This window comes from Klenkia sesuvii (assembly GCF_037083825.1).
GTDB classification, from domain to species: Bacteria; Actinomycetota; Actinomycetes; order Mycobacteriales; family Geodermatophilaceae; genus Klenkia; species Klenkia sesuvii.
Genome location: NZ_JBAPLU010000027.1, coordinates 30644 through 51751 on the forward strand (window position 1 = coordinate 30644; position 21108 = coordinate 51751).

Here is a 21108-nt window from a genome sequence, read left to right on the forward strand (position 1 = left end):
TGCGGGGGTGCGGCGCACCTAGCGTTGCGGGCATGTGCCGCAACATCAGGGTCCTGCACAACCTCGAGCCGGCGACGACGCCCGACGAGGTCGACGCCGCCGCGCTGCAGTTCGTGCGCAAGGTGAGCGGGTCGGTGAAGCCGTCGCAGGCCAACCAGGAGGCCTTCGACCGGGCGGTCGCCGAGATCGCGCACGCCACGAGGCACCTGCTGGCGGACCTGGTGACGTCGGCGCCCCCGCGCGACCGCGAGGTGCTCGCCGCCCGTGCGCGCGAGAAGGCCGCCGCCCGCTACGCCCGCTGACCGCACCGCGCCCGCGGCATGGATCAGCTGGGTTCACCGATGTCCGTCCTGGCTCACCGACGCCGGTGAGCCAGGACGGAGTTCGATCAGCTGAGCTGATCGACGCCGTGGCCGATCAGTCGAAGACGATGACGCCGCGGATGTTCTTGCCCTCGTGCATGTCCTTGTAGGCCTCGGTGACCTGGTCGAGGGTGTACTCCTTGGTGATCAGCTCGTCGAGCTTGAGCTGACCGGCCTGGTACATGCGCAGCAGCTTCGGGATGTCCGAGTGCGGCGACTGCGCGCCGATGATCGCGCCCTGCAGCCTCTTCTGCATGAGGGTGAGGTCGAAGGCCGAGATCGGCGTCAGCTCGGTCATCTTGCCCAGGCCGGTGACGACGACGGTGCCGCCCTTGCGGATCGAGGCCAGGGCCTGGGCCGGGTGGTCGGCCTCGAGCACGCCCACGGTGACCAGGGCGACGTCGGCCCCCTGGCCCTCGGTGATCGACTGGGCGAACTCGGTCGCCTGCTCCATGTTCTCGAAGACGTCGGTGGCGCCGAACTCCTGCGCCATCTCGCGCTTGAACGGGGTGGGGTCGACGGCGATGACGCGCGTGGCGCCGGCGTGCGCGGCGCCCTGGACGGCGTTGATGCCGATGCCGCCGATGCCCATGACGATGACGACGTCGCCGGGCTTGACCCCGCCGGCCTTGACCGCGGTGCCGAAGCCGGTCGGGACACCGCAGCCCACGAGAGCGGCGGACTTGAGCGGGATGTCCTTGTCGATCTTGATGACCGAGGCGACGTCGGCGGTGGTGTACTCCGAGAACGTCGAGATGCCGCACATCTGGCCCACGTTCTGGCCGTCGAGCTTCATCCGGAAGTCCTCGGCGTCGTCGGCCCGCGAGCCCACCAGCAGCAGCGCGCCCTTGTCGCAGAGGTTGAAGTCGCCGCGTCGACAGGCGGAGCACTGGCCGCACGAGGGCACGAACGAGAAGACGACGTGGTCGCCCTCCTCGAAGCCCGGGGTGTCGGGCCCGACCTTGGTGATGACGCCGGAGCCCTCGTGGCCGCCGCAGAACGGGTAGGTCATGACCTGGAGGTCGCCGGTCTGCAGGTGGTCGTCGGAGTGGCACAGGCCCGAGGCGGCCATCTTGACTTGGACCTCGCCCTTCTTCGGGTCGTCCAGCTCGAGGGTGACCGTCTCGTACTCGCCCGGGGACTGGCGGATGATCGAGGCGCGGGTGGTCGTGGGCATCGTTGCTCCTGCTTCGCTCGGCCTGACGGCACTTGGTGTCACGTGCCGGTGTGACCATAAACGCATTGGTCAGACGATGGTGACCCCGGTCACGACCAATTCCGCCCGTGCAACGTGCCGCAACGGTCTACAGCCCGCCGGCCACCCGGAGCACCGTGCCCGTGACGTAACCGGCGTCGGCCCCGAGCAGCCAGACCACCGCCGGGGCGACCTCGGCGGGCTCGCCCGCCCGACCCATCGGCACCCGCGCGGTGACCCGGTCCAGGCGGCCGGGGTCGCCCGCGCCGGCGTGGATGTCGGTGCGCACCAGGCCCGGGGCCACCCCGTTCACGCGGACGCCGGAGGTGGCCAGCTCCTTGGCCAACCCGACCACGAGGGCGTCGACGCCGGCCTTCGCCGCGGCGTAGTGCACGTACTCGTGGGGCGACCCGAGGGTGGCCGCCGACGACGAGACGCAGACGACCGCGCCGCCGGCCCCGCCGCGGTCGGTGGACATGAGCTGCGCGGCCCGGCGGCAGCACAGCACCACGCCGAGCAGGTTGGTGTCCAGCACGGTGCGGACGACGTCGACCGGGGTGTCGGCCAGGTCGCCGAGGTGGGCGGTGAGGCCGGCGTTGGCGACCAGCCCGGTCGGCGTCCCGAGGTCGGTGGCGAAGAGCCGGTCGACGTCGTCGGGGTCGGCGACGTCGGCCTGCACCGCCACCGCCCGCGCGCCGACCGCCGCGGCGTCGGCGACGACGCGGGCCGCCGCGACGGCGTCGGTGCGGTAGCCCACGACGACGTCGTGCCCGGCCCGGGCGAGCGCGGCGACCGTGGCCGCCCCGATGCCGCGGCTCCCCCCGGTGACGACGGTCAGTGGTCGCGAGGTCATGGCGCCCATCCTCCTGTCGAGGCAAGGGAGCCCCTCCTGACCGGGTGGCTGCCGAACGGTGTGGAAGGGATCCCTTGCCTCGGTGGGGGAACGGCAGCGGCCCCCGGTTCCGCTCGGGAACCGGGGGCCGCTGCGCGGTGCCTCAGGCGGGCTGCATGGCCCCCAGGACGGCGAGGACGTCGTCGGCGGTGCGGGCCTGCTCCAGGCGGGCGACCTGGCTGGAGTCGCTGAACACCTCGGCGATGCGGGACAGCAGCGCCAGGTGGTCGTCGCCGGCGCCGGCGATGCCGATCACGAAGCGCACCTGGTTGCCGTTCCAGTCCACGCCCTGGGGGAAGCGGACGAAGGAGATCGCCGAGCGGCGGATCGAGGGCTTGGCCTCGTTCGTGCCGTGCGGGATGGCCAGCAGGTTGCCCATGTAGGTCGACACCGACGTCTCGCGCTCGTGCATGGCGCGCACGTAGTCGTGGTCGACGGCACCGGCGGCCACGAGCAGCTCACCGGCCTGCTGGATGGCGCCGGCCCGGTCGCCCGAGGCGTCGAGCACGATCGACTCGCGGGCCAGCAGGCCGGCGGTGCCGCCGGTCTGCGCCGCCTCCGCGGCGGCGGCACCCTCGGCGGCGCCGCTGGTGTTCCGCTCGCGGAGCAGCTCGACGATCTCGTCGTAGCGGGGGCTGCCCATGAAGTTGTCGACCGAGACGTGCGCGGCGGACGGGGTCTTCTGGCGGGCCCGGTCGGTGAGGTCGCGGTGGCTGACCACCAGGTCGACGTCGTCGGTCAGGTTGGAGATGGCCTTGTTCACGACGGTGACGTCGGAGAACCCGGCGCCCTGCACCTTCTTGCGCAGCACCGAGGCGCCCATGGCCGAGGAGCCCATGCCGGCGTCGCAGGCGAACACGATGGACTGGATGGGGCCGGTGGAGGCCGCCGCCGAGCCGCCGAGCATGCCGGAGACCGAGGACTTCTTGCCCTTGTTGGCCTCCATCTGCGCGGTGGCGGCCGACAGGTCGCCGTCGTCACCGCTCTTGTCGGTCTTGAGCAGCACGGCCGCGACCAGGAAGCAGACCGCGGCGGCCACGACGACCGAGGCGGTGACGCCGAGCAGGCTGCTCGGGGGCGAGGCGGCCCAGACGGCGATGATCGAGCCGGGCGAGGCGGGGGAGCGCAGGCCCGAGCCGAACGCGACGTTGGTGGCGACGCCGGCCATGCCGCCGAGGATCACCGCGGCGATCAGCTTCGGCTTGGCGAGCACGTAGGGGAAGTAGATCTCGTGGATGCCGCCGATGAACTGGATGAGGATGGCGCCGGGGGCCGAGGACTTGGCGGCCCCGCGGCCGAAGACGGCGAAGGCGAGCAGCAGACCCAGGCCCGGGCCGGGGTTGGCCTCGAGGAGGAAGAGGATCGACTGGCCGTCGATCTGGGACTGGGTGGTGCCCAACGGGGTCAGGATGCCCTGGTTGATCGCGTTGTTGAGGAACAGCACCTTGGCCGGCTCGATGAAGATCGAGGTCAGCGGCAGCAGGTTGCGCTCGACCAGGAAGTCGACGACGTTGCTGGCGATGTTGCTGAAGCCCTGCACGAAGGGGCCGGCCACCACGAAGCCGACGACGGCGAGGAAGCCACCCCAGATGCCGGCGGAGAAGTTGTTGACGAGCATCTCGAAGCCGGGGCGGATCTTGTGCGCCCACAGCGCGTCGAGCTTCTTCATCGACCAGCCGCCAAGCGGGCCCATGACCATGGCGCCGAGGAACATCGGGACGCTGGCACCGGCGATGGCGCCCATGGTGGCGATGGCGCCGACGACGCCGCCGCGGATCGTGTCCCGGTAGACCATCCGACCGCCGGTGTAGCCGATGAGCAGCGGCAGCAGGTAGGTGATCATCGGGCCGACGATCCCGGTGTTGTTCTCGAACATCGGGGTGCCGTCGGGGTTGGACCAGTTGCCCAGCTGGGCCACGAAGCCGTAGCTGCCCTCGTACCCGAAGGCGTCGCCGATCAGCTTGATCCAGCCGGTCTGGATGAACAGGGCCGTGATCAGGCCCCAGGCGATGAACGCGCCGATGTTGGGCAGGACCATGTTCGACAGGAACGTGCCGAACCGCTGGACCCGCAGCCGGGCGCTGGTGCGTGGCGCCCCGTCCGTGGTGGTGGCCATCGAGGACCTTCTTCGTGGTGAGGGGGTGGACCTGACCGACCCCGTGCGGACGGTTCTGGTTCGGATCGTAGGCACAGCCTGTGACAGCTGTCACGGATCTGTGAATTCGTTTGTATACGTCGCTTCTCGCCCGGTCAAGCCTGGATTGACGGGTCAGGAAGGGCCCGAGTGGACCCGGATGCGTACGATTCGATGAGAAGGCGCCCGTCACTACAGTGATTCCGGGCACACCGGTGCGGTCGAGACCCCGTGGAGGACACATGAAGGCCCTGCGTTTCTACGCCCCCGAGGACGTCCGCCAGGAGGACGTCGCCGAGCCCGAGTGCGGCCCCGGCGAGGTCAAGATCAAGGTCAAGAACTGCTCCACCTGCGGGACCGACGTCAAGATCTTCCACAACGGGCACCAGAACCTGACGCCGCCGCGCACCATCGGCCACGAGGTCGCCGGCGAGGTCGTCGAGGTCGGCGCCGAGGTCAACAGCACCTACGGCAGCAGCTGGGCCCCCGGTGACCGCGTGCAGGTCATCGCCGCCGTCCCGTGCGGTGAGTGCCACGAGTGCCGCAAGGGCTGGATGGCCGTCTGCGAGAACCAGACGTCGGTCGGCTACCAGTACGACGGCGGCTTCGCCGAGTACATGGTCGTGCCGCAGCAGGTGCTCAAGGTCGACGGCCTCAACCGCATCCCGGACAACGTGGGCTACGACGAGGCCTCGGCCGCCGAGCCCTTCGCCTGCGCGATCAACGCCCAGGAGCTGCTGGGCATCGAGGAGGGCGACACCCTCGTCGTCTTCGGCGCCGGCCCGATCGGGTGCATGCACATCCGCATCGCCCGCGGCGTGCACAAGGTCGGCAAGGTCTTCCTGGTCGACGTCAACGCCGAGCGGCTGCAGATGAGCGCCGACGCCGTGCAGCCCGACGAGGTCATCAACGGCGCCGAGGTCGACGTCGTCGAGCGGGTCATGGAGCTCACCGGCGGCCGCGGGGCCGACGTCGTCATCACCGCGACCGCGGCCAACGTCACCCAGGAGCAGGCCATCGCGATGGCCGCCCGCAACGGCCGCATCTCCTTCTTCGGCGGGCTGCCCAAGACCAACCCGACCATCACCTGCGACTCCAACGTCGTGCACTACCGCCAGCTGCACATCCACGGCGCCAACGGCTCGGCCCCCTCGCACAACAAGCGGGCGCTGGAGTACATCTCCACCGGTCAGGTGCCGGTCAAGGACCTCATCACCGAACACATCCCGCTCGGGCGCGCGCTCGAGGCCTTCGACATCGTCAAGAGCGGCAAGGCCATCAAGGTCACCGTCGAGCCGTGACCCGTGCCCGGCATGGATCAGCTGGGTTCAGCAGAGGCCGTCCTGGCTCGCCGGCGTCGGTGAGCCAGGACGGAGTTGGATCAACTCAGCTGATCCACGCCGCGGACGGCTAGTGGCGGACGCCGGCCTGCACCAGCAGCGGGAGGATGTCGCTCTCGAACATCCCGAGCTCCTCGAGCGGGTCGATGAGGCCCATGATCATCCCGTCCATGCCGGCCTGGTTGAGCTTCACGAGCTCCTCGGCGACCTGCTCGGGCGTCCCGACGATCGGGTAGCCGCCCCAGCCGGCGATGAACCGCTCCTGGTACTCCTTCACCACGTGGTCGAAGGACTGCGAGGCACCCGAGCTGGCGATCTTGATGACGTTGCCGGCGGCGCCCCAGTCGCCCTCGTCGATCACGTTCTGGAACGCGGCCTTGGCCTCGTCCTCGGTGTCGCGGCAGACGATGAGCCCGTAGGTCATGGTCTGGATGGACCGCTGGTGCTCGCTCTTCGCCTTCTCCTTCAGCGACGAGGTGTAGCTCTTCACGTTCTCGAGGGTGTCCAGCGAGGCGAAGTTGACGTCGACGTTGCGGGCGGAGAACTCGATGCCGGCCGGGGAGTTGCCGGCGTTGATCAGCGCCGGGCGCGGGCCCTGCACCGGCTTGGGGTAGGCCTCGACGTCCATGCCGTGGAAGTACTTGCCGTCGACGTCGAAGCTGCCCTCCTCGGCCCACAGCTTGAACGCGAAGTCCAGCCACTCCTGGCCGAAGGCGTAGCGCTCGTCGTGCTCGCGCTGCTCGCGGCCGAACATCTCCATCTCCGGGGTCACCCACCCCATGACCAGGTTCAGCGCGAAGCGACCGCCGGAGATGTGGTCGATGGTGGTGGCCTGCTTGGCCGAGACGATCGGGTGCATGGTGGGCAGGTGCGAGGTCGCGGCGATCGCGATGTTCTCGGTGGCCTCGGCCAGGCCCGCGGCCCAGGTGTAGGTCTCGAAGCAGTTGCCGTTGAAGTTGGTGGAGCCGCCGAAGCCCTTCCAGCGGGCGACCGGGATCATCGCCTCGAAGCCGAGCCGGTCGGCCTTCTGCGCGATCGCCTTGGTGTGCTCCCAGGTGATCTCGTAGCTGCTGGCCGCGTGGCTCATGATCAGCCCGTACGAGCAGTTGGTGCCGAACAGGCCGAGCTTCATGCCCTGGTCGTTGAACAGCGGGTTGGTCGTCGTGCGGTCGGCCTGCGGCTTCGTCTCGGCCGGCGGCCGCGGGTCGGTCGGGGCCAGGCCCAGCCGCTCGTTGGCGCGCTGGGTGGGACGGTCGTCGGTGGTCGTCACGCGGGGCTCCTCAGCAGGTCGTCGGCCCGGGGCGCGGTGTGCCCTGGGCCACGTTCGACGACGACGCTAGGAGCGCGCGGGAGCCCGGGACAGCCGCCCAGCGCACCTGAGCGACCGCTCGCCGCAGACCTGACTGCGGGCCCCTGAACAGCACGAACCCCGATGATCACGGACCTGGGGACACCCGTGGACGGCGTGTCGGGGCCCCAGGTCCGTGATCATCGGGGTGCGGGTGGAGTGCGCCGGTCAGGTGCCGGCGACGGGCAGGTCCAGGACGGCGGACAGCCCGGACGACGACCCGGACGACGACCCGGACGCCCCTGGTGCCGCCGCACCCAGGTGACCCATCCGTTCCCGCTTGGTGCGCAGGTAGCGGACGTTGTGCGGGGTCTCCGCCGTGGGCAGGTGCACCCGGCCGGTGATGGTGAGGCCGTAGCCCTCCAGGCCGCCGTACTTGGCCGGGTTGTTGGTGATCAGCCGGATGCGGGTGGCGCCGAGGTCGCCGAGGATCTGCGCGCCGACGCCGTAGGAGCGGCTGTCGACGGGCAGGCCCTGGGCGGTGTTCGCGTCGACGGTGTCCAGGCCCTCCTCCTGCAGCGCATACGCCCGGATCTTGTGCCCGAGCCCGATGCCACGCCCTTCGTGACCGCGCAGGTACACCACCGCGCCGGCGCCCTCGGCGGCGATGGTGGCCAGCGCGGTCTCCAGCTGGCCGCCGCAGTCGCAGCGCAGCGAGCCGAGGATGTCGCCGGTCAGGCACTCCGAGTGCACCCGCACCAGGGCGCCGGTGGGGGTGCGGGAGGCGGCGGCCAGGTCACCCATCACCAGGGCCAGGTGCTCGGTGCCGTCGAGGGTGCTGCGGTAGGCCAGCGCCCGGAAGTCGCCGAACTCGGTGGGCATCTGCGCCGAGCCGACCAGCTCGACGAGGCTCTCGGTGGCCCGGCGGTGCCGCACGAGGTCGGCGATGGCCAGCACGGGCAGCCCGTGCTCGGCCGCGAACGCCGTCAACGACGCGCCGGCGCGCATGGAGCCGTCCTCGTCGACGACCTCACCGATCACCCCGACCCCGGACAGGCCGGCCATGCGGGTGAGGTCGACGGCGGCCTCGGTGTGCCCGGCGCGCACCAGCACCCCGCCGTCGCGGGCGATGAGCGGGAACACGTGCCCGGGACGGCGGAACTCGCCGGCCGGCGCCGAGGTGAGCGCGCGCACGGTGGCGGCGCGGTCGGCGGCCGAGACGCCGGTGGAGGTGGACAGGTGGTCGACGGTGACGGTGAACGCCGTCCCGTGGGCGTCGGTGTTGTCGGTGACCATGAGCGGCAGCTGCAGCTCCGCGGCCCGGGCGGCGGGCATCGGGGCGCAGACGATGCCGGTGGTGTGCCGCACGAGGAAGGCCATCTGGGCAGGGGTGCACAGCTCGGCGGCCACGACCAGGTCGCCCTCGTTCTCCCGGTCGGCGTCGTCGACCACGACGACCATGCCGCCGGCGGCCAGGGCGGCGACGGCGGTCTGCACGGCCTCGCTGGGGGTGCGCTTCACGAGATGGCCTCCAGGGCGGCGTGGGTGCCGAACACCCTCGAGTGGTAGGTGAGCGGTGCGCCGTCGACGGTGGCGGCGGCCCGCACCAGCCCGAGGGCCACCACGTGGTCACCGCCCGCGACGAGGGAGTCCACGTCGCAGGCCAGCCACCCGGGCGCGTCGGGCAGCCGGGGCAGGCCGTGGTCGCCGGCCCAGTCGACGTCGGCGAACTTGTCCGGGCCCTTGCGGGCGAAGGAGAGCGCCAGCGCCGACTGCGTCGAGCCCAGCACGTTGACGCCGAACCGGCCGGTCTCCCGCACCAGGGCCAGCAGGTCCGAGCCGCGGTCGAGGGAGACCAGCACCATCGGCGGGTCCATCGACAGCGACGCGAACGCCGACACCGTCGTCCCGTGCGGGACGCCGTCGGCCGACACCGCGGTGATGACCGAGACCGGGGTGGCGACCCCGGCCATCACCTCGCGGAAGTGCTCCGCCAGCACGGCTCAGCCCAGCTGGAACGGGTCGCGGGTGCCACCGGTCAGCTCGATGAACACCGATTTGTTCTCGGTGTACTCGTTGACGGCGTCGACGCCGTTCTCGCGGCCGATGCCGGAGTTGCCGAACCCGCCGAAGGGCATGTTCGGGGCGACCACGCGGTAGGCGTTCACCCAGACCGTGCCGGCCCGCAGCTTGGCGGCGACCCGGTGCGCGCGGTGCACGTCCTTGGTCCACACGGCGCCGGCCAGGCCGTAGGGGGTGTCGTTGGCCAGCTTGAGCGCCTCGTCCTCGTCGGTGAAGGTGTAGGCGGCCAGCACCGGGCCGAACACCTCCTCGCGCACGATGGTGTTCTCCGGCGTCACGTTGGTGACCACGGTGGGCTTGACGAACAACCCGCCGAGCTCGGCCGCCGGCTCCCCGCCGCACGCGAAGGTCGCGCCCTCGGCGGCCGCGCCCTGCAGGTAGCCCAGCACCTTCTCGTACTGCGGCCGGTTGGCCACCGGGCCCATCTCGGTGTCGGCCTCGTTGGGGTCGCCGAGCACGATCTCGTTCGCCCGGGCGGCGATCTTCTCGACCAGGGCGTCGTGCACGTCGGCGTGCACGATCAGCCGGGAGCCGGCCATGCAGGTCTGGCCGGTGGCCGCGAACACGCCCGCGACGAGGCCGTTGGCGGCGGCGTCGAGGTCGGCGTCGGGGAAGACGATCTGCGGGCTCTTCCCGCCGAGCTCGAGGGTCACCCGGTTGAGGTTGCTCACCGCGGCGCGGGCGACGGCGGCACCGGTGGCGGTCGACCCGGTGAAGGCGACCTTGTCCACGCCGCTGTGCGAGGCCAGCGCCTCGCCGGTGGCGCGGTCCCAGCCGGTGACGACGTTGAGCACGCCGGCGGGCAGCCCGGCCTCGTGCAGCACCTGGGCGAAGGCGACGGTGGAGGCGGGGGAGTGCTCGGAGGGCTTGACCACGCAGGTGTTGCCGGCGGCCAGCAGCGGGGCCAGCTTGAACGTCAGCAGCAGCAGCGGGGAGTTCCACGGCGTGATCGCCCCGACGACGCCGACCGGCTCGCGCACGGTGTAGCCGAAGTAGTTCGGGTTCACCGGGGGCACGGTGCGGCCCTCGATCTTGTCGGCCAGCCCGGCGAAGTAGTAGTACCACTGGTTCAGGCCGGTGAGCTGGCCGCGCATCTCGCGCATGAGCTTGCCGGAGTCGTTGACCTCCAGCTGGGCCAGGCGCTCGGCGTTGGCGAGGATCGCGTCGCCGCACCTCCGCATGATCGCGGCGCGCTGGAAACCGGTCATCCGACCCCACTCGCCGTCGAAGGCGGCCCGGGCCGAGGCGACCGCGACGTCGACGTCCTCGGGGGCACCGTCGGCGAGCACCGCCCAGGCCTGCCCGGTGTAGGGGTTCTGCGACTCGAAGGTCTTGCCGGACTTCGCGGCGACGGACTCCCCGCCGATGAACAGTCCGAAGGTCTCGAGCTCGGTGGCGGTCGTCATCGACGGCTCCTCAGGTGCGGGGGGTGGCGGCGGTCACGTCGAACGGTAGGGACGGCGTCCGGCGGTCACCATCCGCTGTCGGCGCACGAGTGTCCGAAGAGTGCGGACGACGGGCACCCGGCGCATGCTGGGGACGACGGTGCTGTCCAGATCGAGGCGATCGCCGGTCACGTCCTCGAGGAGTCGCATGGACACGGGTTGGTGGGCGGTCGTCTTCTTCGCGGCCGTGGCGGTGCTGGCCGCCGTCTGGATCGGCAACACCCTGCGGTGGACGCGGGCGCAGGGGAACCTGGCCCGGCGTGGCCGCAAGGGCGTCCGTCCCGCGAGCGGCGGCCGCCACGGGCTGCGCCTGGTGGCCGCCGTCGTGCTCACGGCCATCGCCGTGGTCGGTCTGGTGTGGTCGATCCTCTACGCCGTCGCGAACTGAGGGCTCACACCTGCGGCTGCAGCGCCCGGATCGCGGGCGAGCCCTGCACGGCCGCGGTGAGGTCGACCAGGGCGCGGCCGTGGGAGGCGGCGAGCTCCGCGGCGTCGGCGGTGAGCTCGGTGCCGTCGAAGTGCGGGTGGGTGAGCACCAGACCGGGGCTGAGCACCTGGCAGCCGTAGAAGCCGGCGAGCAGGCTGCGCAGCGAGTCCTGGGCGAGGAAGTGCTCGGGCGCGTTGTTGGTCATCACGATCGCCGCCGTCGTCCCGGCGAGGTGCGCCTTCGTCTCGGTGGTGTACCTGCCGCGCTCGGCGTTCTCGAACAGGCTGCGCAGCAGGCTGGAGAACGAGGCCCGGTAGGTGGGGCTGCCGAACACGACCGCGTCGGCGGCCTCCAGGGCGTCGAGCGCGGTGGCGACGTCGGTGTCGGCCAGGCTCAGCTTCTCGGTCTCCGCGCCGGTGCACCCGGCCAGCACACCCGCGACCCCGGCCTCGGTGCGGCCGCCGACCGACGGGCTGCCCACGATCCCCAGCACCTTCACGAGAACTCCCCCCGGGGCCGGCTGGCGCCGCCGGCGCGGTACAGCGAACTGGGCAGCGGGTGCTCGACGGCCCGCTCGGTGACCGCGGCCGCTGCCAGCACGGCGTCCAGGTCGATGCCGGTCTCCACGCCGGAGTCGGCGAGCCAGTACACCAGCTCCTCGGTGGCGATGTTGCCGCTGGCCCCCGGAGCGAACGGGCAGCCGCCCAGGCCGCCGACCGAGGCGTCGAGCTGCGTGACCCCGGCCAGCACGGCGGCCAGCGCGTTGGCCTGGCCGGTGCCGCGGGTGTCGTGGAAATGGGCGCCGAGCGGCAGCCCGGGGGCCGCCGTCCGGACGGCGTCGAGCAGCTCGACCGCGCGCCTCGGGGTGACCGTGCCGATGGTGTCGCCCAGGCACAGCTGGTCGGCGCCGGCGGCGACCGCGGTGCTGACGACGTCCAGCGTGCGGGACGGATCGGTCCGTCCGTCGAACGGGCAGTCCCACGCGGTGGCGATGATGACCTCGAGCGTGCCGCCGGCGGCGTGCGAGACCTCGGCGATCGCCGCGATCGCCGCCCCGGCCTCGGCGGTGGGCCGGCCGGCGTTGGCCCGGGAGTGCGAGTCGGCGGCGCTGACCACGTACTCCAGGTGCGGGATGCCGGCGTCGACCGCCCGCTGCGCCCCGCGGAGGTTGGCCACCAGGGCGGAGAAGTGCACGCCGTCGTACCGGCCCAGCTCGGCGGCCACCTGGTCGGCGTCGGCCAGCGCCGGCACCGCCCTCGATGACACGAACGACGTCACCTCGATGCGCCGCACCCCGGTGGCCACCAGTGCGTCGAGCACTGCGAGCTTGGCCGCCAGCGGGATCGGGTCCTCCAGCTGCAGGCCGTCGCGCATGCCGACCTCGCGGACGTCGACCGATGCGGGCAGCTCCACTCAGACCACCCCCTCGGCGGCCAGCGCGGCCAGGTCGTCGTCGGCCAGCCCCAGCAGCTCGCCGTAGACCTCGGCGTTGTGGGAGCCGGGCGACGGCGGCCCGGCCCACTTCACGGCACCCGGGGTCGCCGAGAGCTGCGGGGTCACGCCCGGGCCCAGGACGTCGGCGTCCACCCCGAGGTCGTGGTGGGGCACGAGCATGTCCCGGGCGAGGAACTGCTCGTCGGTGACGACGTCGGCCACGGTGGCCACCGGGCCCACGACGACGCCGGCCGCGCTGCAGCGGGCGACGACGTCGTCCGGCGGCAGGTCCTTCGCCCACGCCCCGATGAGGCCGTCGAGCTCGTCCTGGTGCCGCGCCCGGGCGGTGTGCGTGGCGTAGCGGACGTCGTCGGCGAGTTCGGGCCGGTCCATCGCCGCGCACAGCCGGCGGAAGAGCGTGTCCTGGTTGGCCGCGATGATCACGAAGGTGCCGTCGGCGGTCTCGTAGCTGTTGGAGGGGGCGATGGCGTCCAGCCGGGTGCCGCTGGGCTGGCGCACCAGCCCGGCGCGGGAGTAGTCGGGCACCATCGACTCGGTCACCGCCAGGCACGAGTCGGTGAGCGCGGCGTCCACGACCTGCCCCTGCCCGGTGCGGGCGCGCGCGACGAGCGCCGTCAGGATGCCCTGGCAGGCGAACATGCCGGCCAGGGAGTCGCCGATCGACAGCGCCATGCGCACCGGGGCCTGGCCCGGGAAGCCGGTGACGAAGCGCAGGCCGGCCCGGGCCTCGGCGACGCTGGCGTACCCCGGCTGCGCCGCCAGGGGCCCGGTCTGGCCGTAGCCGGAGACGCGGGCGAGCACCAGGCCGGGGTTGGCCGCGGACAGCCGGTCGTAGCCCAGGCCCCAGCGTTCGAGGGTGCCCGGTCGGAAGCTCTCCACCACCACGTCGGCGCCCGCGGCGAGCTCCAGGAAGAGCTCCTGCCCGCGCTCGCTGCGCAGGTCCAGGGTGATGCAGCGCTTGTTGCGGGCGTGCACGGTCCAGAAGAAGCCGCGGCCGTCCTCGTGCGCCTGACCCCACGTGCGCAGCGGGTCGGGCCGGTCGGGGGCCTCGACCTTGATGACGTCGGCCCCCTGGTCGCCCAGCAGGCGCCCGGCGAACGGGCCGGCGATGAGCGTGCCGATCTCCAGCACGCGGATGCCGTCGAGCGCTCCGGCGGACATGCAGCTCCTCACGTCGTCGTGCGGCGGTCCGGCCTGACGCTAGGTGCGGGTCAGGTGGTCGACCATCCGCGCCCGGCGGACCTCCATCCGCTCCGTGCACGGTCGCCCGCACCTCCTGGACGAGACATGCATTGCGCCCTACCTTCCCGTGTGACGCCGGGCACCGCAGCCCGGCGACGACGACGGGAGAACCATGTCCGACATCGTCGAGACGCAGACGCGGATCGCCGACCGCACCCTCACCGCCGTCGAGGAGCTGCTGCGCAGCATCGACGACGGCGACCTGCACGTCGCCGACCCCGGCGGCGGCTGGACCGGGGCGACGGTGGTCAGCCACATGACCCTGGCCGGGTTGCTCTGGGTGGCCGACATCGCTCGGCTGCAGGCCGACCCCGACCTCGACTTCTTCTACCGGGAGGAGATCGGGCACGACACGATCGGCGCGGTCCCGCCCACCGCCGCCGAGGCCGCCGACAAGATCGCCTCCCTGCGCCGCACCATGGTGACGACGCTGCCGATGCACACGCCCGAGATCCTCGAGCGGTCGGTGGAGATCACCACGCTGGGCCGGATGACGGTGGCCGAGTGGCTGCCGATCGTCGTCGGCCACGTGGTGCACCACCGCGACCAGCTGCATGCCGTCCTGGCCTCGCGCGGCAAGCTGCCCGAGCGGTTCGTCGTGCCCGAGGGGTACACCGGCGAGGACGCGGCGTGAAGGCCGTCGTCCTGACCGGGGTCGGCCGGGTGGAGGTGCAGGAGCGGCCCGACCCCACCGCCGACCCGCTGCACGTCGTCGTGCACGTCGACGTCGCCTCGCTGTGCGGCACCGACGCGCACCAGTTCGAGGGCCGCATCGACTCGCCCTTCCCGAGGGTGCCCGGGCACGACTTCGCCGGCACCGTGGTCTCGGTCGGCGAGGGCGTCGACGAGTCGCTGGTGGGTCGGCAGTTCGCCGTGAAGCCCTCGCTGCCGTGCGGCACCTGCGCCGCGTGCGTCGACGGGCCCTCGCTCGACTGCCCGAACAAGAAGCTGATCGGGCTGTGGAGCGACGGCTGCTTCGCCGAGCTGGTCGCCGTCCCCCGGGTGAACCTGGTGCCGATCCCGGACGGCGTGCCGATCTGGGGTGCGGCGCTGCTGGAGCCCTTCGCCGTGGCGCTCAACTGCATCGACCGGCTGCAGATCAAGCTGGGCGACTCGGTGCTGGTGCTCGGCCAGGGCCCGATCGGCCTGGCCGTGGCCCGGTTCGCGGCGCTGAGCGGTGCCGGCCGGCTGACCGTGACCGACGTCCGGGAGGAGGTGTTCGAGGTGTCGCGGGCGTTCGGGGCCACCGACTGCCTGGACAGCCGCACCGAAGGGCTGGTGGAGACCATCCGCGAGATGCACCGCGGCACCGGCCCGGACATCGTCGTCGAGACCTCGGGTGCGCCGGCGGCCTCGGCGTCGGTGATCGACCTGGTGCGCAAGGAGGGCAAGGCGTCGTTCATCGGCTACGCCAACGACCTGCCGGGCATCCCCGTCGTCCCGATGATGCTCAAGACCGCCACCGTGTTCGGGGTCGGCGGCAACGGCGGGCGCGGGCAGTACGAGCGCTCGCTGGAGCTCATCCGCGCCGGCCGGGTCGACCTGAGCCCACTGGTCACGCACCGGTTCCCCCTCGACGACGCCGAGGAGGCGTTCGAGGTCGCGAGCACCAAGCGCGACGGCGCCATCAAGGTGCTGCTGGAGCCCTGACGGTCTGCTGCTCCGGCAGGCATGGGAGCCCATGCACCCGCGCACGGGGACCGTGGGTGGGTGCATGGGCTCCCATGCCTGCGGCAGGGTCAGCCCGAGACGCGCTTGTAGGGGTCCGACGGCGCCGCGCCGGCGGCCACGACGCGGTTGCTCCAGCCGTCCAGCTGCTCGGTCAGCGCACCGACGTCGTCGCCGATGGGGGCGAGCACCCGGGCCATGGCCTCGTCGGTGACCTGCTCGATGCGGTCGCGCTCGGCGCGGCCCGTGGCGGTCAGCTCGCCGTCGGCCAGCCAGCCGCGCTCGCGCAGGTCGGCGTCGGCGGCGTCCATCACCTCGGGCGACCACGCGCGGGTGCCGGCGTAGGCGCGCGGCTCCCAGCCGATCCAGTACTCGGTCACCAGGTTCATCTGGACGCCGGTCAGCCCGGCGGCGACGTTGGCCGCCTGGTGGGTGTCGCCGCGGTACTCGCGCAGGATGTTCAGCGCGTGCCAGAGCTGGCCCCACGGGTCGGCCGGCCACGGGAGCGACGCCAGCCCGGCCACCAGCGGTCGGCCGGCCACGTCGGCGACGGCCACGTCGGTGGCCAGGCGCAGCTGGGCCACGGCGGTCTCGACCTCCGACGTCGGGACGTCGCCGAGCACCTCGTGCAGCGACTCGACGGCACCGCGCTCGCGGGCGGCCAGGACGTCCTCGCGCGAGGCGATGCCCCGGGCCTGGTCGTACAGCGAGGTCACCAGCCCGGGCTCGAACACCCCGAACGCCGCGACCACGACCGGTGCGCTCGGCTCGCCCATCGGCGCGCTGCGGCCCCAGACGTAGCCGGTGAGGAACTCCAGGCCGAGGGCCTCCATCGCGGCGTAGGCGGGCTTGCCCCAGAAGCCGATGGTGGCCAACGGCTCGGCGGCGTCGCGCAGCGAGCGCGCGGCGCCGGTCGGGATCCGGGGGGCGGGTCGGCCGGCGGCGGGCTCGGCGAGGAAGGCGGCCGACAGTTCGTCGTAGTCCACGGTGGGTCTCCCGGATCAGTGGCGCAGGGTGGCGGACGGGAGCTCGCCGAAGCGGTCCCGGTACTGCTGGGCGAAACGGCTCTGGTGGAAGAAGCCCCAGCGCATCGCGATGTCGGTGACCCGCACGGTGGTCGGGTCGGCGTGCACCAGCTCGGCGCGCACCCGGTCCAGCCGCACCCGGCGCAGGTAGCTCATCGGGGACTCGCCGTACTGCTGCTGGAAGGCCGCGTGCAGGGTGCGCACGCTCATGCACCCGACCCGGGCCAGCTGCTGCGGGGTCAGGGCCTGGTCGGCGTGCTCCTCCAGGTAGGCGACGACGGGCGCCAGCCGGCCGTGCTCCAGCGCCCGGGCCGGGGCGGCGAGGACGTCGGAGAACTGGTGCCGACCGGCGTGCAGCAGCTGGGTCATCACGAACGCCTCGAGCTGCTCGCGGGCCAGCGGCATGTCGGCGAGCCCGCCCGGGCGGTCGAGCTCGCGGGCCAGGAACTCCACCGAGTTGAGCAACGACTGCCCGGCCGGGGCGGTGAGGTCGAGCCCGAAGTCGAAGTCGAGCACCTCGGCCACCGAGCGACCGACCAGGTCGCCGAGGTGGGACTCGAGGCTGGCGCGCGGGATCTTCAGGATCAGCTGCTCGGCGTCCGCGGTCCAGCGCACCGTGTTGCGCTGGCGCGGGTTGAGCACGGCGCCCGACACCCGGGCCAGCGTGCGGGTGCGCGCGCCGTCCGAGCGGTCGGCGTCGGTGCTCCCCGCGGTGGTGAGGTTGACGTGGTAGCAGTCCTCGGTCGGCGGCATGACCAGCTCGGTCTGCGCGCCGTAGGTCAGGTAGCCGAGGGTGAAGTTGCGGTCGGAGACGGCGTTGAGCCGCATGTCCACCTGGTCGGCCGGCGCCGTGAGGTCGTGCTCGAGGTAGACGCGGGTGACGGCGTCCTGGGCCTCCTCCAGGCTGTGCGTGCCCACGACGGGGAACCGCGACAGCGGCTCGATCACCGGCACCTCCGCACGGACCTCGGCGTCTCGCTCTGTGGCACAGACCACAGCTCGCCCGGAATCTAGGTGGTGCGCGATCGATCTGCCAACCGCTCCGTGCGCCCGGGTATCCGCTGAGCGCAGTCGTGCTGCTCCGCACCTGGCGGATCCTGTGCTGCGGGCAGCGGCTGGCCCGGGGTGCACCCGTCGGCCACCCTGGACCCATGACCGCCGTCACCACCCGCCCCGATGCAGCCCTGCGCGAGGTCGAGGAGCGCGTGCTCTGGCTGGCCAGCGCGATCGTCGACCACGCCAACCGGGTACGGCCCAACCCGACCGGGCTCAAGGTGGGCGGCCACCAGGCGTCGAGCGCCTCGATCACCACGATCATGACCGCGCTGTGGCTGGAGACCCTCGGCCCCGAGGACCGGGTGTCGGTCAAGCCGCACGCCTCGCCGGTGCTGCACGCGCTGGAGTACCTGCTGGGCCAGCTGCCGGCCTCCGCGCTCACCACGCTGCGGGAGTTCGGCGGCCTGCAGAGCTACCCCTCGCGGCTCAAGGACCCGGTGCCCGCCGACTACTCCACCGGCTCGGTGGGCATCGGGGCCACCGCGCCGATCTGGGGCGCGATCGCGCGCCGGTACGTCAACACCCAGTTCGGCACCGGTGGCGCGGGCCGGCAGTGGTCGCTGGTGGGCGACGCGGAGCTGGACGAGGGCGCGGTGTGGGAGGCCGTGGTCGACCCGATGGTGGCCGAGCTGGGCGAGGTCTGCTGGGTGGTCGACCTGAACCGGCAGTCGCTGGACCGCGTGGTGCCCACCTTCGGGGCCACCCGGTTGCAGGGCATGTTCGCCGCGGCCGGCTGGCAGGTGCTCACCGTCAAGTACGGCGCCCTGCTGGAGGAGCTGTACACCCGCGAGGGCGGTCCGCAGCTGCGGGGCCGGATCGACGAGATGACCAACCCGGAGTACCAGCGCATGCTGCGCCGCGACGCCGCGCAGCTGCGCGAGCACCTGCCCGGGGACGGCGCGGGCGCGGCCGCGATCGCCGGGCTGATCGCCGGGGTGTCCGACGACGACCTGGTCGCCGCGGTGCGCAACCTGGGCGGGCACGACCTGGCGGCGCTGCGGCAGGCGTTCGCCCAGATCGACGACACCCGCCCGACGGTCGTCCTGGCCTACACGCTCAAGGGCTACGGACTGGCCACCGAGGGGCACCCCCAGAACCACTCCGCGCTGCTGACCGAGGCCCAGCTGCACGAGCTCGCCGCCCGGGTGGGTGTCGACCCGGCCGACCCGTGGGCCCGCTTCGACCCGGCGTCCGAGCCGGGCCGGTTGCTGTCCGCGGCGGCCGACCGGCTGAGCCGGACGCCGCACGAGGGCGCGCCGGCCCCCGCCGTCCCGACCGACCTGGGTCGCACCCCGAACGGGACGGCGACCACGCAGGCCGCGCTGGGCCGCACCCTGCTCGACCTGAACCGCGCCGCGCCCGAGGCCGGTGCCCGGGTGGTGACGGTCAGCCCCGACGTGTCCTCCTCCACCAACCTGGGCGGCTGGGTGAACAAGGTCGGCGTGTGGTCGGCCGAGGACCGCCGCGACTGGTTCTCCGACGACCCCGAGACGATCCTGCACTGGCGCGAGCGACCCAGTGGCCAGCACGTCGAGCTGGGCATCGCCGAGGTCAACCTGGTGGGTCTGATGGGCGAGCTCGGCGCCACCTGGAGCCGGTGGGAGCAGCCGCTGCTGCCGATCGGGGTCATGTACGACCCGTTCGTGTCCCGGGCGCTGGAGCCGTGGAGCTTCGGGGTCTACGCCGGGGGCCAGTCGATCCTGGTCGGCACGCCGTCGGGGGTGACGCTGGCCGGGGAGGGCGGGGCGCACCAGTCGATCACCACGCCCTCGATCGGACTGGAGCAGCCGGGCGTGGTCAGCTACGAGCCCGGCTTCGCGCTGGACACCGAGTGGTGCCTGCTGGCCTCGCTCGGCCGGCTCGGCAAGCCCGGTGGCACCAGCGCCTACCTGCGGTTGTCGACCCGCCCGGTCGACCAGACGTTGGCCGCGGTCCCGGCCGACCCGGCCGCCCGCGAGCGCCGCCGTCGCCAGGTGGTGGCCGGGGCGTACGCGCTGCGCCGGGTCGCCGAGCCCGCGGTCACCGTGGTCACGATGGGTGCGCTGATCACCGAGGGGCTCCAGGCAGCCGACCGGCTCACCGGCCTCGGCCACCCCGCCGACGTCGTGGTGGTGACCAGCCCCGGGCTGCTGTTCCGCGCGCTGCAGGCCCGCCGCGGCCAGGACGACGCCCCCACCGCCGTGCTCGACCAGGTCTTCCCGCACCCCCGGGCCGCGCCGATGGTCACCGTGCTGGACGGCCACCCGCACACCCTGGCGTTCCTGGCCGGTGTCCACCGCGTGCCCGCCGCGCACCTGGGCGTGACCCGGTTCGGCCAGAGCGGCGACCTGGCCAGCGTGTACCGCCACCACGGCATCGACACCGACTCCGTCGTCGCCGCCGCCCTCGACCTCCTCGACTAGGCCCCGCCCGCTGCAGCCCGGGCGTGGATCAGCTGGGTTCACCGGCGTCGGTCCTGGCTCACCGACGCCGGTGATCCAGGACGGCCATTCGTGAACCCAGCTGATCCACGTCGCCCGGGCCGTCAGACCAGGAAGCGGTAGGCCGTCGTCCCGGGGGCCAGGTGCTGGATCCTCAGCGGGCCGGCGGCGATGCGGGCCAGCAGCGGGGTCAGCCCGGCCGCGGCACCCAGCTCGATGCCGACCAGTGCGGCGCCGGTCTCCCGGTTGTCCCGCTTCTGGTACTCGAACAGCACGATGTCGTCGTCCGGGCCGAGCACCTCGTCGAGGAACCGGCGCAGCGCACCGGGCTCCTGCGGGAACTCGACCAGGAAGTAGTGCTTGAGCCCGCGGTGCACCAGCGAGCGCTCGACCACCTCGGCGTACCGGCTGACGTCGTTGTTGCCGCCCGAGAGCAGCGCGAGCACCGTCTGCCCGGGCTCCACGGCCACGGCACCCGAGGCCAGCGCGGCGGTGGCCAGGGCGCCCGCGGGTTCGGCGATGACGCCGTCCACCTGGTACAGGTCGAGCATCTCGGTGCAGACGGCGCCCTCGGGGACGGCGACCAGCTCGACCCCGGCGTCCCGGACGAGCGGGAACGTGACCTCCCCGGCCCGCCGGACGGCGGCGCCGTCCACGAAGGTGTCGATCTCGGCCAGCGTCACCGGCTCCCCGGCGGTGAGCGCGGCAGCCATGCCGGCGGCGCCGGCGGGTTCGACGCCGACCAGGCGGGTCGCGGGGGAGTACTCGCGCAGCCAGGTCGCACACCCGGCGAGCAACCCGCCCCCGCCCACGGGCAGGACGACGACGTCGGGTGCGGTGGGCAGCTGGGCCAGCAGCTCGACGGCGACGGTCGCCTGCCCGGCGACCGTCGAGAGCGCGTCGAACGCCGGGACGACGACGGCGCCCGACGTGGCGGCCAGCTCGGCGGCGGTGCGGGCCGCGTCGTCGTAGGTGTCGCCCTCGACCCGCAACGTGACGGCGTCGCCGCCGAGGGCCACGATGCGCTGCCGCTTCTGCTTGGGCGTGGTGCCCGGCACGACGACCGTGCCCCGGACG

Annotated in this window: 19 protein-coding genes; 6 read left to right on the plus strand and 13 right to left on the minus strand. The window is 72.8% G+C overall.

The genetic code is table 11. The features are described 5' to 3' along the window. The first annotated feature begins 32 nt into the window (after positions 1 to 32). Complete coding sequence (locus TEK04_RS19080; protein WP_336405946.1) at positions 33 to 302, plus strand: DUF2277 domain-containing protein; 270 nt, start codon at positions 33 to 35, stop codon at positions 300 to 302. Between the two features lie 115 nt (positions 303 to 417). On the opposite strand, the gene TEK04_RS19085 is transcribed toward TEK04_RS19080, so the two are convergent. The 3 genes from TEK04_RS19085 to TEK04_RS19095 form a co-directional block, all read right to left on the minus strand. Continuing rightward, positions 418 to 1539 carry an NDMA-dependent alcohol dehydrogenase gene (locus tag TEK04_RS19085; protein ID WP_336405947.1) on the minus strand — a complete coding sequence of 374 codons (1122 nt, stop codon included), beginning with the start codon at positions 1537 to 1539 and terminating at the stop codon, positions 418 to 420. A gap of 127 nt (positions 1540 to 1666) precedes the next feature. Then, a complete protein-coding gene (locus tag TEK04_RS19090; protein ID WP_336405948.1) occupies positions 1667 to 2410 on the minus strand; it encodes an SDR family oxidoreductase in 744 nt (247 codons plus the stop codon). 142 nt (positions 2411 to 2552) lie between these two features. Next, positions 2553 to 4565 carry a PTS mannitol transporter subunit IICBA gene (locus TEK04_RS19095; protein WP_336405949.1) on the minus strand — a complete coding sequence of 671 codons (2013 nt, stop codon included), beginning with the start codon at positions 4563 to 4565 and terminating at the stop codon, positions 2553 to 2555. Between the two features lie 260 nt (positions 4566 to 4825). Here TEK04_RS19095 and TEK04_RS19100 point away from each other — a divergent pair, with 260 nt between their 5' ends. After that, complete coding sequence (locus TEK04_RS19100; RefSeq protein WP_336405950.1) at positions 4826 to 5884, plus strand: zinc-dependent dehydrogenase; 1059 nt, start codon at positions 4826 to 4828, stop codon at positions 5882 to 5884. A gap of 109 nt (positions 5885 to 5993) precedes the next feature. Here TEK04_RS19100 and TEK04_RS19105 read toward each other — a convergent pair whose 3' ends face one another. From TEK04_RS19105 to TEK04_RS19120, 4 genes are all read right to left on the minus strand, one after another. Further along, the gene (locus TEK04_RS19105) at positions 5994 to 7193 is read right to left on the minus strand and encodes an LLM class flavin-dependent oxidoreductase (protein ID WP_336405951.1); all 1200 of its coding nucleotides are present in this window, start codon (positions 7191 to 7193) and stop codon (positions 5994 to 5996) included. Between the two features lie 246 nt (positions 7194 to 7439). Then, a complete protein-coding gene (locus tag TEK04_RS19110; protein WP_336405952.1) occupies positions 7440 to 8732 on the minus strand; it encodes a bifunctional 3,4-dihydroxy-2-butanone-4-phosphate synthase/GTP cyclohydrolase II in 1293 nt (430 codons plus the stop codon). Beyond that, positions 8729 to 9211: a flavin reductase family protein gene (locus TEK04_RS19115; protein ID WP_336405953.1), complete on the minus strand. Its 483-nt coding sequence runs from the start codon at positions 9209 to 9211 to the stop codon at positions 8729 to 8731. The genes TEK04_RS19110 and TEK04_RS19115 overlap by 4 nt, the downstream gene beginning before the upstream one ends. A gap of 3 nt (positions 9212 to 9214) precedes the next feature. Beyond that, positions 9215 to 10699, minus strand: coding sequence for an aldehyde dehydrogenase (locus TEK04_RS19120; RefSeq protein WP_336405954.1), 1485 nt, complete (start codon positions 10697 to 10699; stop codon positions 9215 to 9217). 187 nt (positions 10700 to 10886) lie between these two features. Here TEK04_RS19120 and TEK04_RS19125 point away from each other — a divergent pair, with 187 nt between their 5' ends. After that, entirely contained in the window at positions 10887 to 11126 is a 240-nt protein-coding gene (locus TEK04_RS19125) for a hypothetical protein (RefSeq protein WP_336405955.1), read from the plus strand. Positions 11127 to 11130: 4 nt separating this feature from the next. Here TEK04_RS19125 and TEK04_RS19130 read toward each other — a convergent pair whose 3' ends face one another. Genes TEK04_RS19130 through TEK04_RS19140 form a run of 3 tightly spaced genes read right to left on the minus strand, consistent with a single transcriptional unit; the run spans position 11131 to position 13781 of the window. Beyond that, the gene (locus TEK04_RS19130; RefSeq protein ID WP_336405956.1) at positions 11131 to 11664 is read right to left on the minus strand and encodes an NADPH-dependent FMN reductase; all 534 of its coding nucleotides are present in this window, start codon (positions 11662 to 11664) and stop codon (positions 11131 to 11133) included. Further along, positions 11661 to 12578: a hydroxymethylglutaryl-CoA lyase gene (locus tag TEK04_RS19135; protein ID WP_336405957.1), complete on the minus strand. Its 918-nt coding sequence runs from the start codon at positions 12576 to 12578 to the stop codon at positions 11661 to 11663. The genes TEK04_RS19130 and TEK04_RS19135 overlap by 4 nt, the downstream gene beginning before the upstream one ends. Beyond that, the gene (locus TEK04_RS19140) at positions 12579 to 13781 is read right to left on the minus strand and encodes a CaiB/BaiF CoA transferase family protein (RefSeq protein WP_336405958.1); all 1203 of its coding nucleotides are present in this window, start codon (positions 13779 to 13781) and stop codon (positions 12579 to 12581) included. Between the two features lie 193 nt (positions 13782 to 13974). Between TEK04_RS19140 and TEK04_RS19145 the strand changes: the two genes are divergently transcribed. Continuing rightward, positions 13975 to 14496, plus strand: a complete 522-nt coding sequence (locus TEK04_RS19145; RefSeq protein ID WP_336405959.1) for a DinB family protein — start codon at positions 13975 to 13977, stop codon at positions 14494 to 14496. Next, entirely contained in the window at positions 14493 to 15512 is a 1020-nt protein-coding gene (locus TEK04_RS19150; protein ID WP_336405960.1) for a zinc-dependent alcohol dehydrogenase, read from the plus strand. Before TEK04_RS19145 ends, TEK04_RS19150 begins: the two co-directional genes overlap by 4 nt. 89 nt (positions 15513 to 15601) lie before the next feature. Here the strand turns inward: TEK04_RS19150 and TEK04_RS19155 are convergent, their stop codons facing one another. Further along, positions 15602 to 16516 carry an SCO6745 family protein gene (locus TEK04_RS19155; RefSeq protein ID WP_336405961.1) on the minus strand — a complete coding sequence of 305 codons (915 nt, stop codon included), beginning with the start codon at positions 16514 to 16516 and terminating at the stop codon, positions 15602 to 15604. A gap of 15 nt (positions 16517 to 16531) precedes the next feature. Further along, a complete protein-coding gene (locus tag TEK04_RS19160; protein WP_336405962.1) occupies positions 16532 to 17503 on the minus strand; it encodes an AraC family transcriptional regulator in 972 nt (323 codons plus the stop codon). 203 nt (positions 17504 to 17706) lie between these two features. Between TEK04_RS19160 and TEK04_RS19165 the strand changes: the two genes are divergently transcribed. Further along, positions 17707 to 20013 carry a transketolase-like TK C-terminal-containing protein gene (locus TEK04_RS19165; protein ID WP_336405963.1) on the plus strand — a complete coding sequence of 769 codons (2307 nt, stop codon included), beginning with the start codon at positions 17707 to 17709 and terminating at the stop codon, positions 20011 to 20013. A 122-nt stretch (positions 20014 to 20135) separates the two neighbouring features. On the opposite strand, the gene ilvA is transcribed toward TEK04_RS19165, so the two are convergent. Beyond that, positions 20136 to 21108, minus strand: a 973-nt coding sequence (gene ilvA / locus TEK04_RS19170; RefSeq protein ID WP_336405964.1) for a threonine ammonia-lyase IlvA, incomplete at its 5' end; no start/stop codon positions are given.

Bases quoted from the DNA above. Each gene is read 5' to 3' on its own strand.
- TEK04_RS19080 (WP_336405946.1), top strand. From the start codon at position 33: ATGTGCCGCAACATCAGGGTCCTGCACAACCTCGAGCCGGCGACGACG.
- TEK04_RS19085 (WP_336405947.1), bottom strand. From the start codon at position 1,539: ATGCCCACGACCACCCGCGCCTCGATCATCCGCCAGTCCCCGGGCGAG.
- TEK04_RS19090 (WP_336405948.1), bottom strand. From the start codon at position 2,410: ATGACCTCGCGACCACTGACCGTCGTCACCGGGGGGAGCCGCGGCATC.
- TEK04_RS19095 (WP_336405949.1), bottom strand. From the start codon at position 4,565: ATGGCCACCACCACGGACGGGGCGCCACGCACCAGCGCCCGGCTGCGG.
- TEK04_RS19100 (WP_336405950.1), top strand. From the start codon at position 4,826: ATGAAGGCCCTGCGTTTCTACGCCCCCGAGGACGTCCGCCAGGAGGAC.
- TEK04_RS19120 (WP_336405954.1), bottom strand. From the start codon at position 10,699: ATGACGACCGCCACCGAGCTCGAGACCTTCGGACTGTTCATCGGCGGG.
- TEK04_RS19125 (WP_336405955.1), top strand. From the start codon at position 10,887: ATGGACACGGGTTGGTGGGCGGTCGTCTTCTTCGCGGCCGTGGCGGTG.
- TEK04_RS19140 (WP_336405958.1), bottom strand. From the start codon at position 13,781: ATGTCCGCCGGAGCGCTCGACGGCATCCGCGTGCTGGAGATCGGCACG.
- TEK04_RS19145 (WP_336405959.1), top strand. From the start codon at position 13,975: ATGTCCGACATCGTCGAGACGCAGACGCGGATCGCCGACCGCACCCTC.
- TEK04_RS19165 (WP_336405963.1), top strand. From the start codon at position 17,707: ATGACCGCCGTCACCACCCGCCCCGATGCAGCCCTGCGCGAGGTCGAG.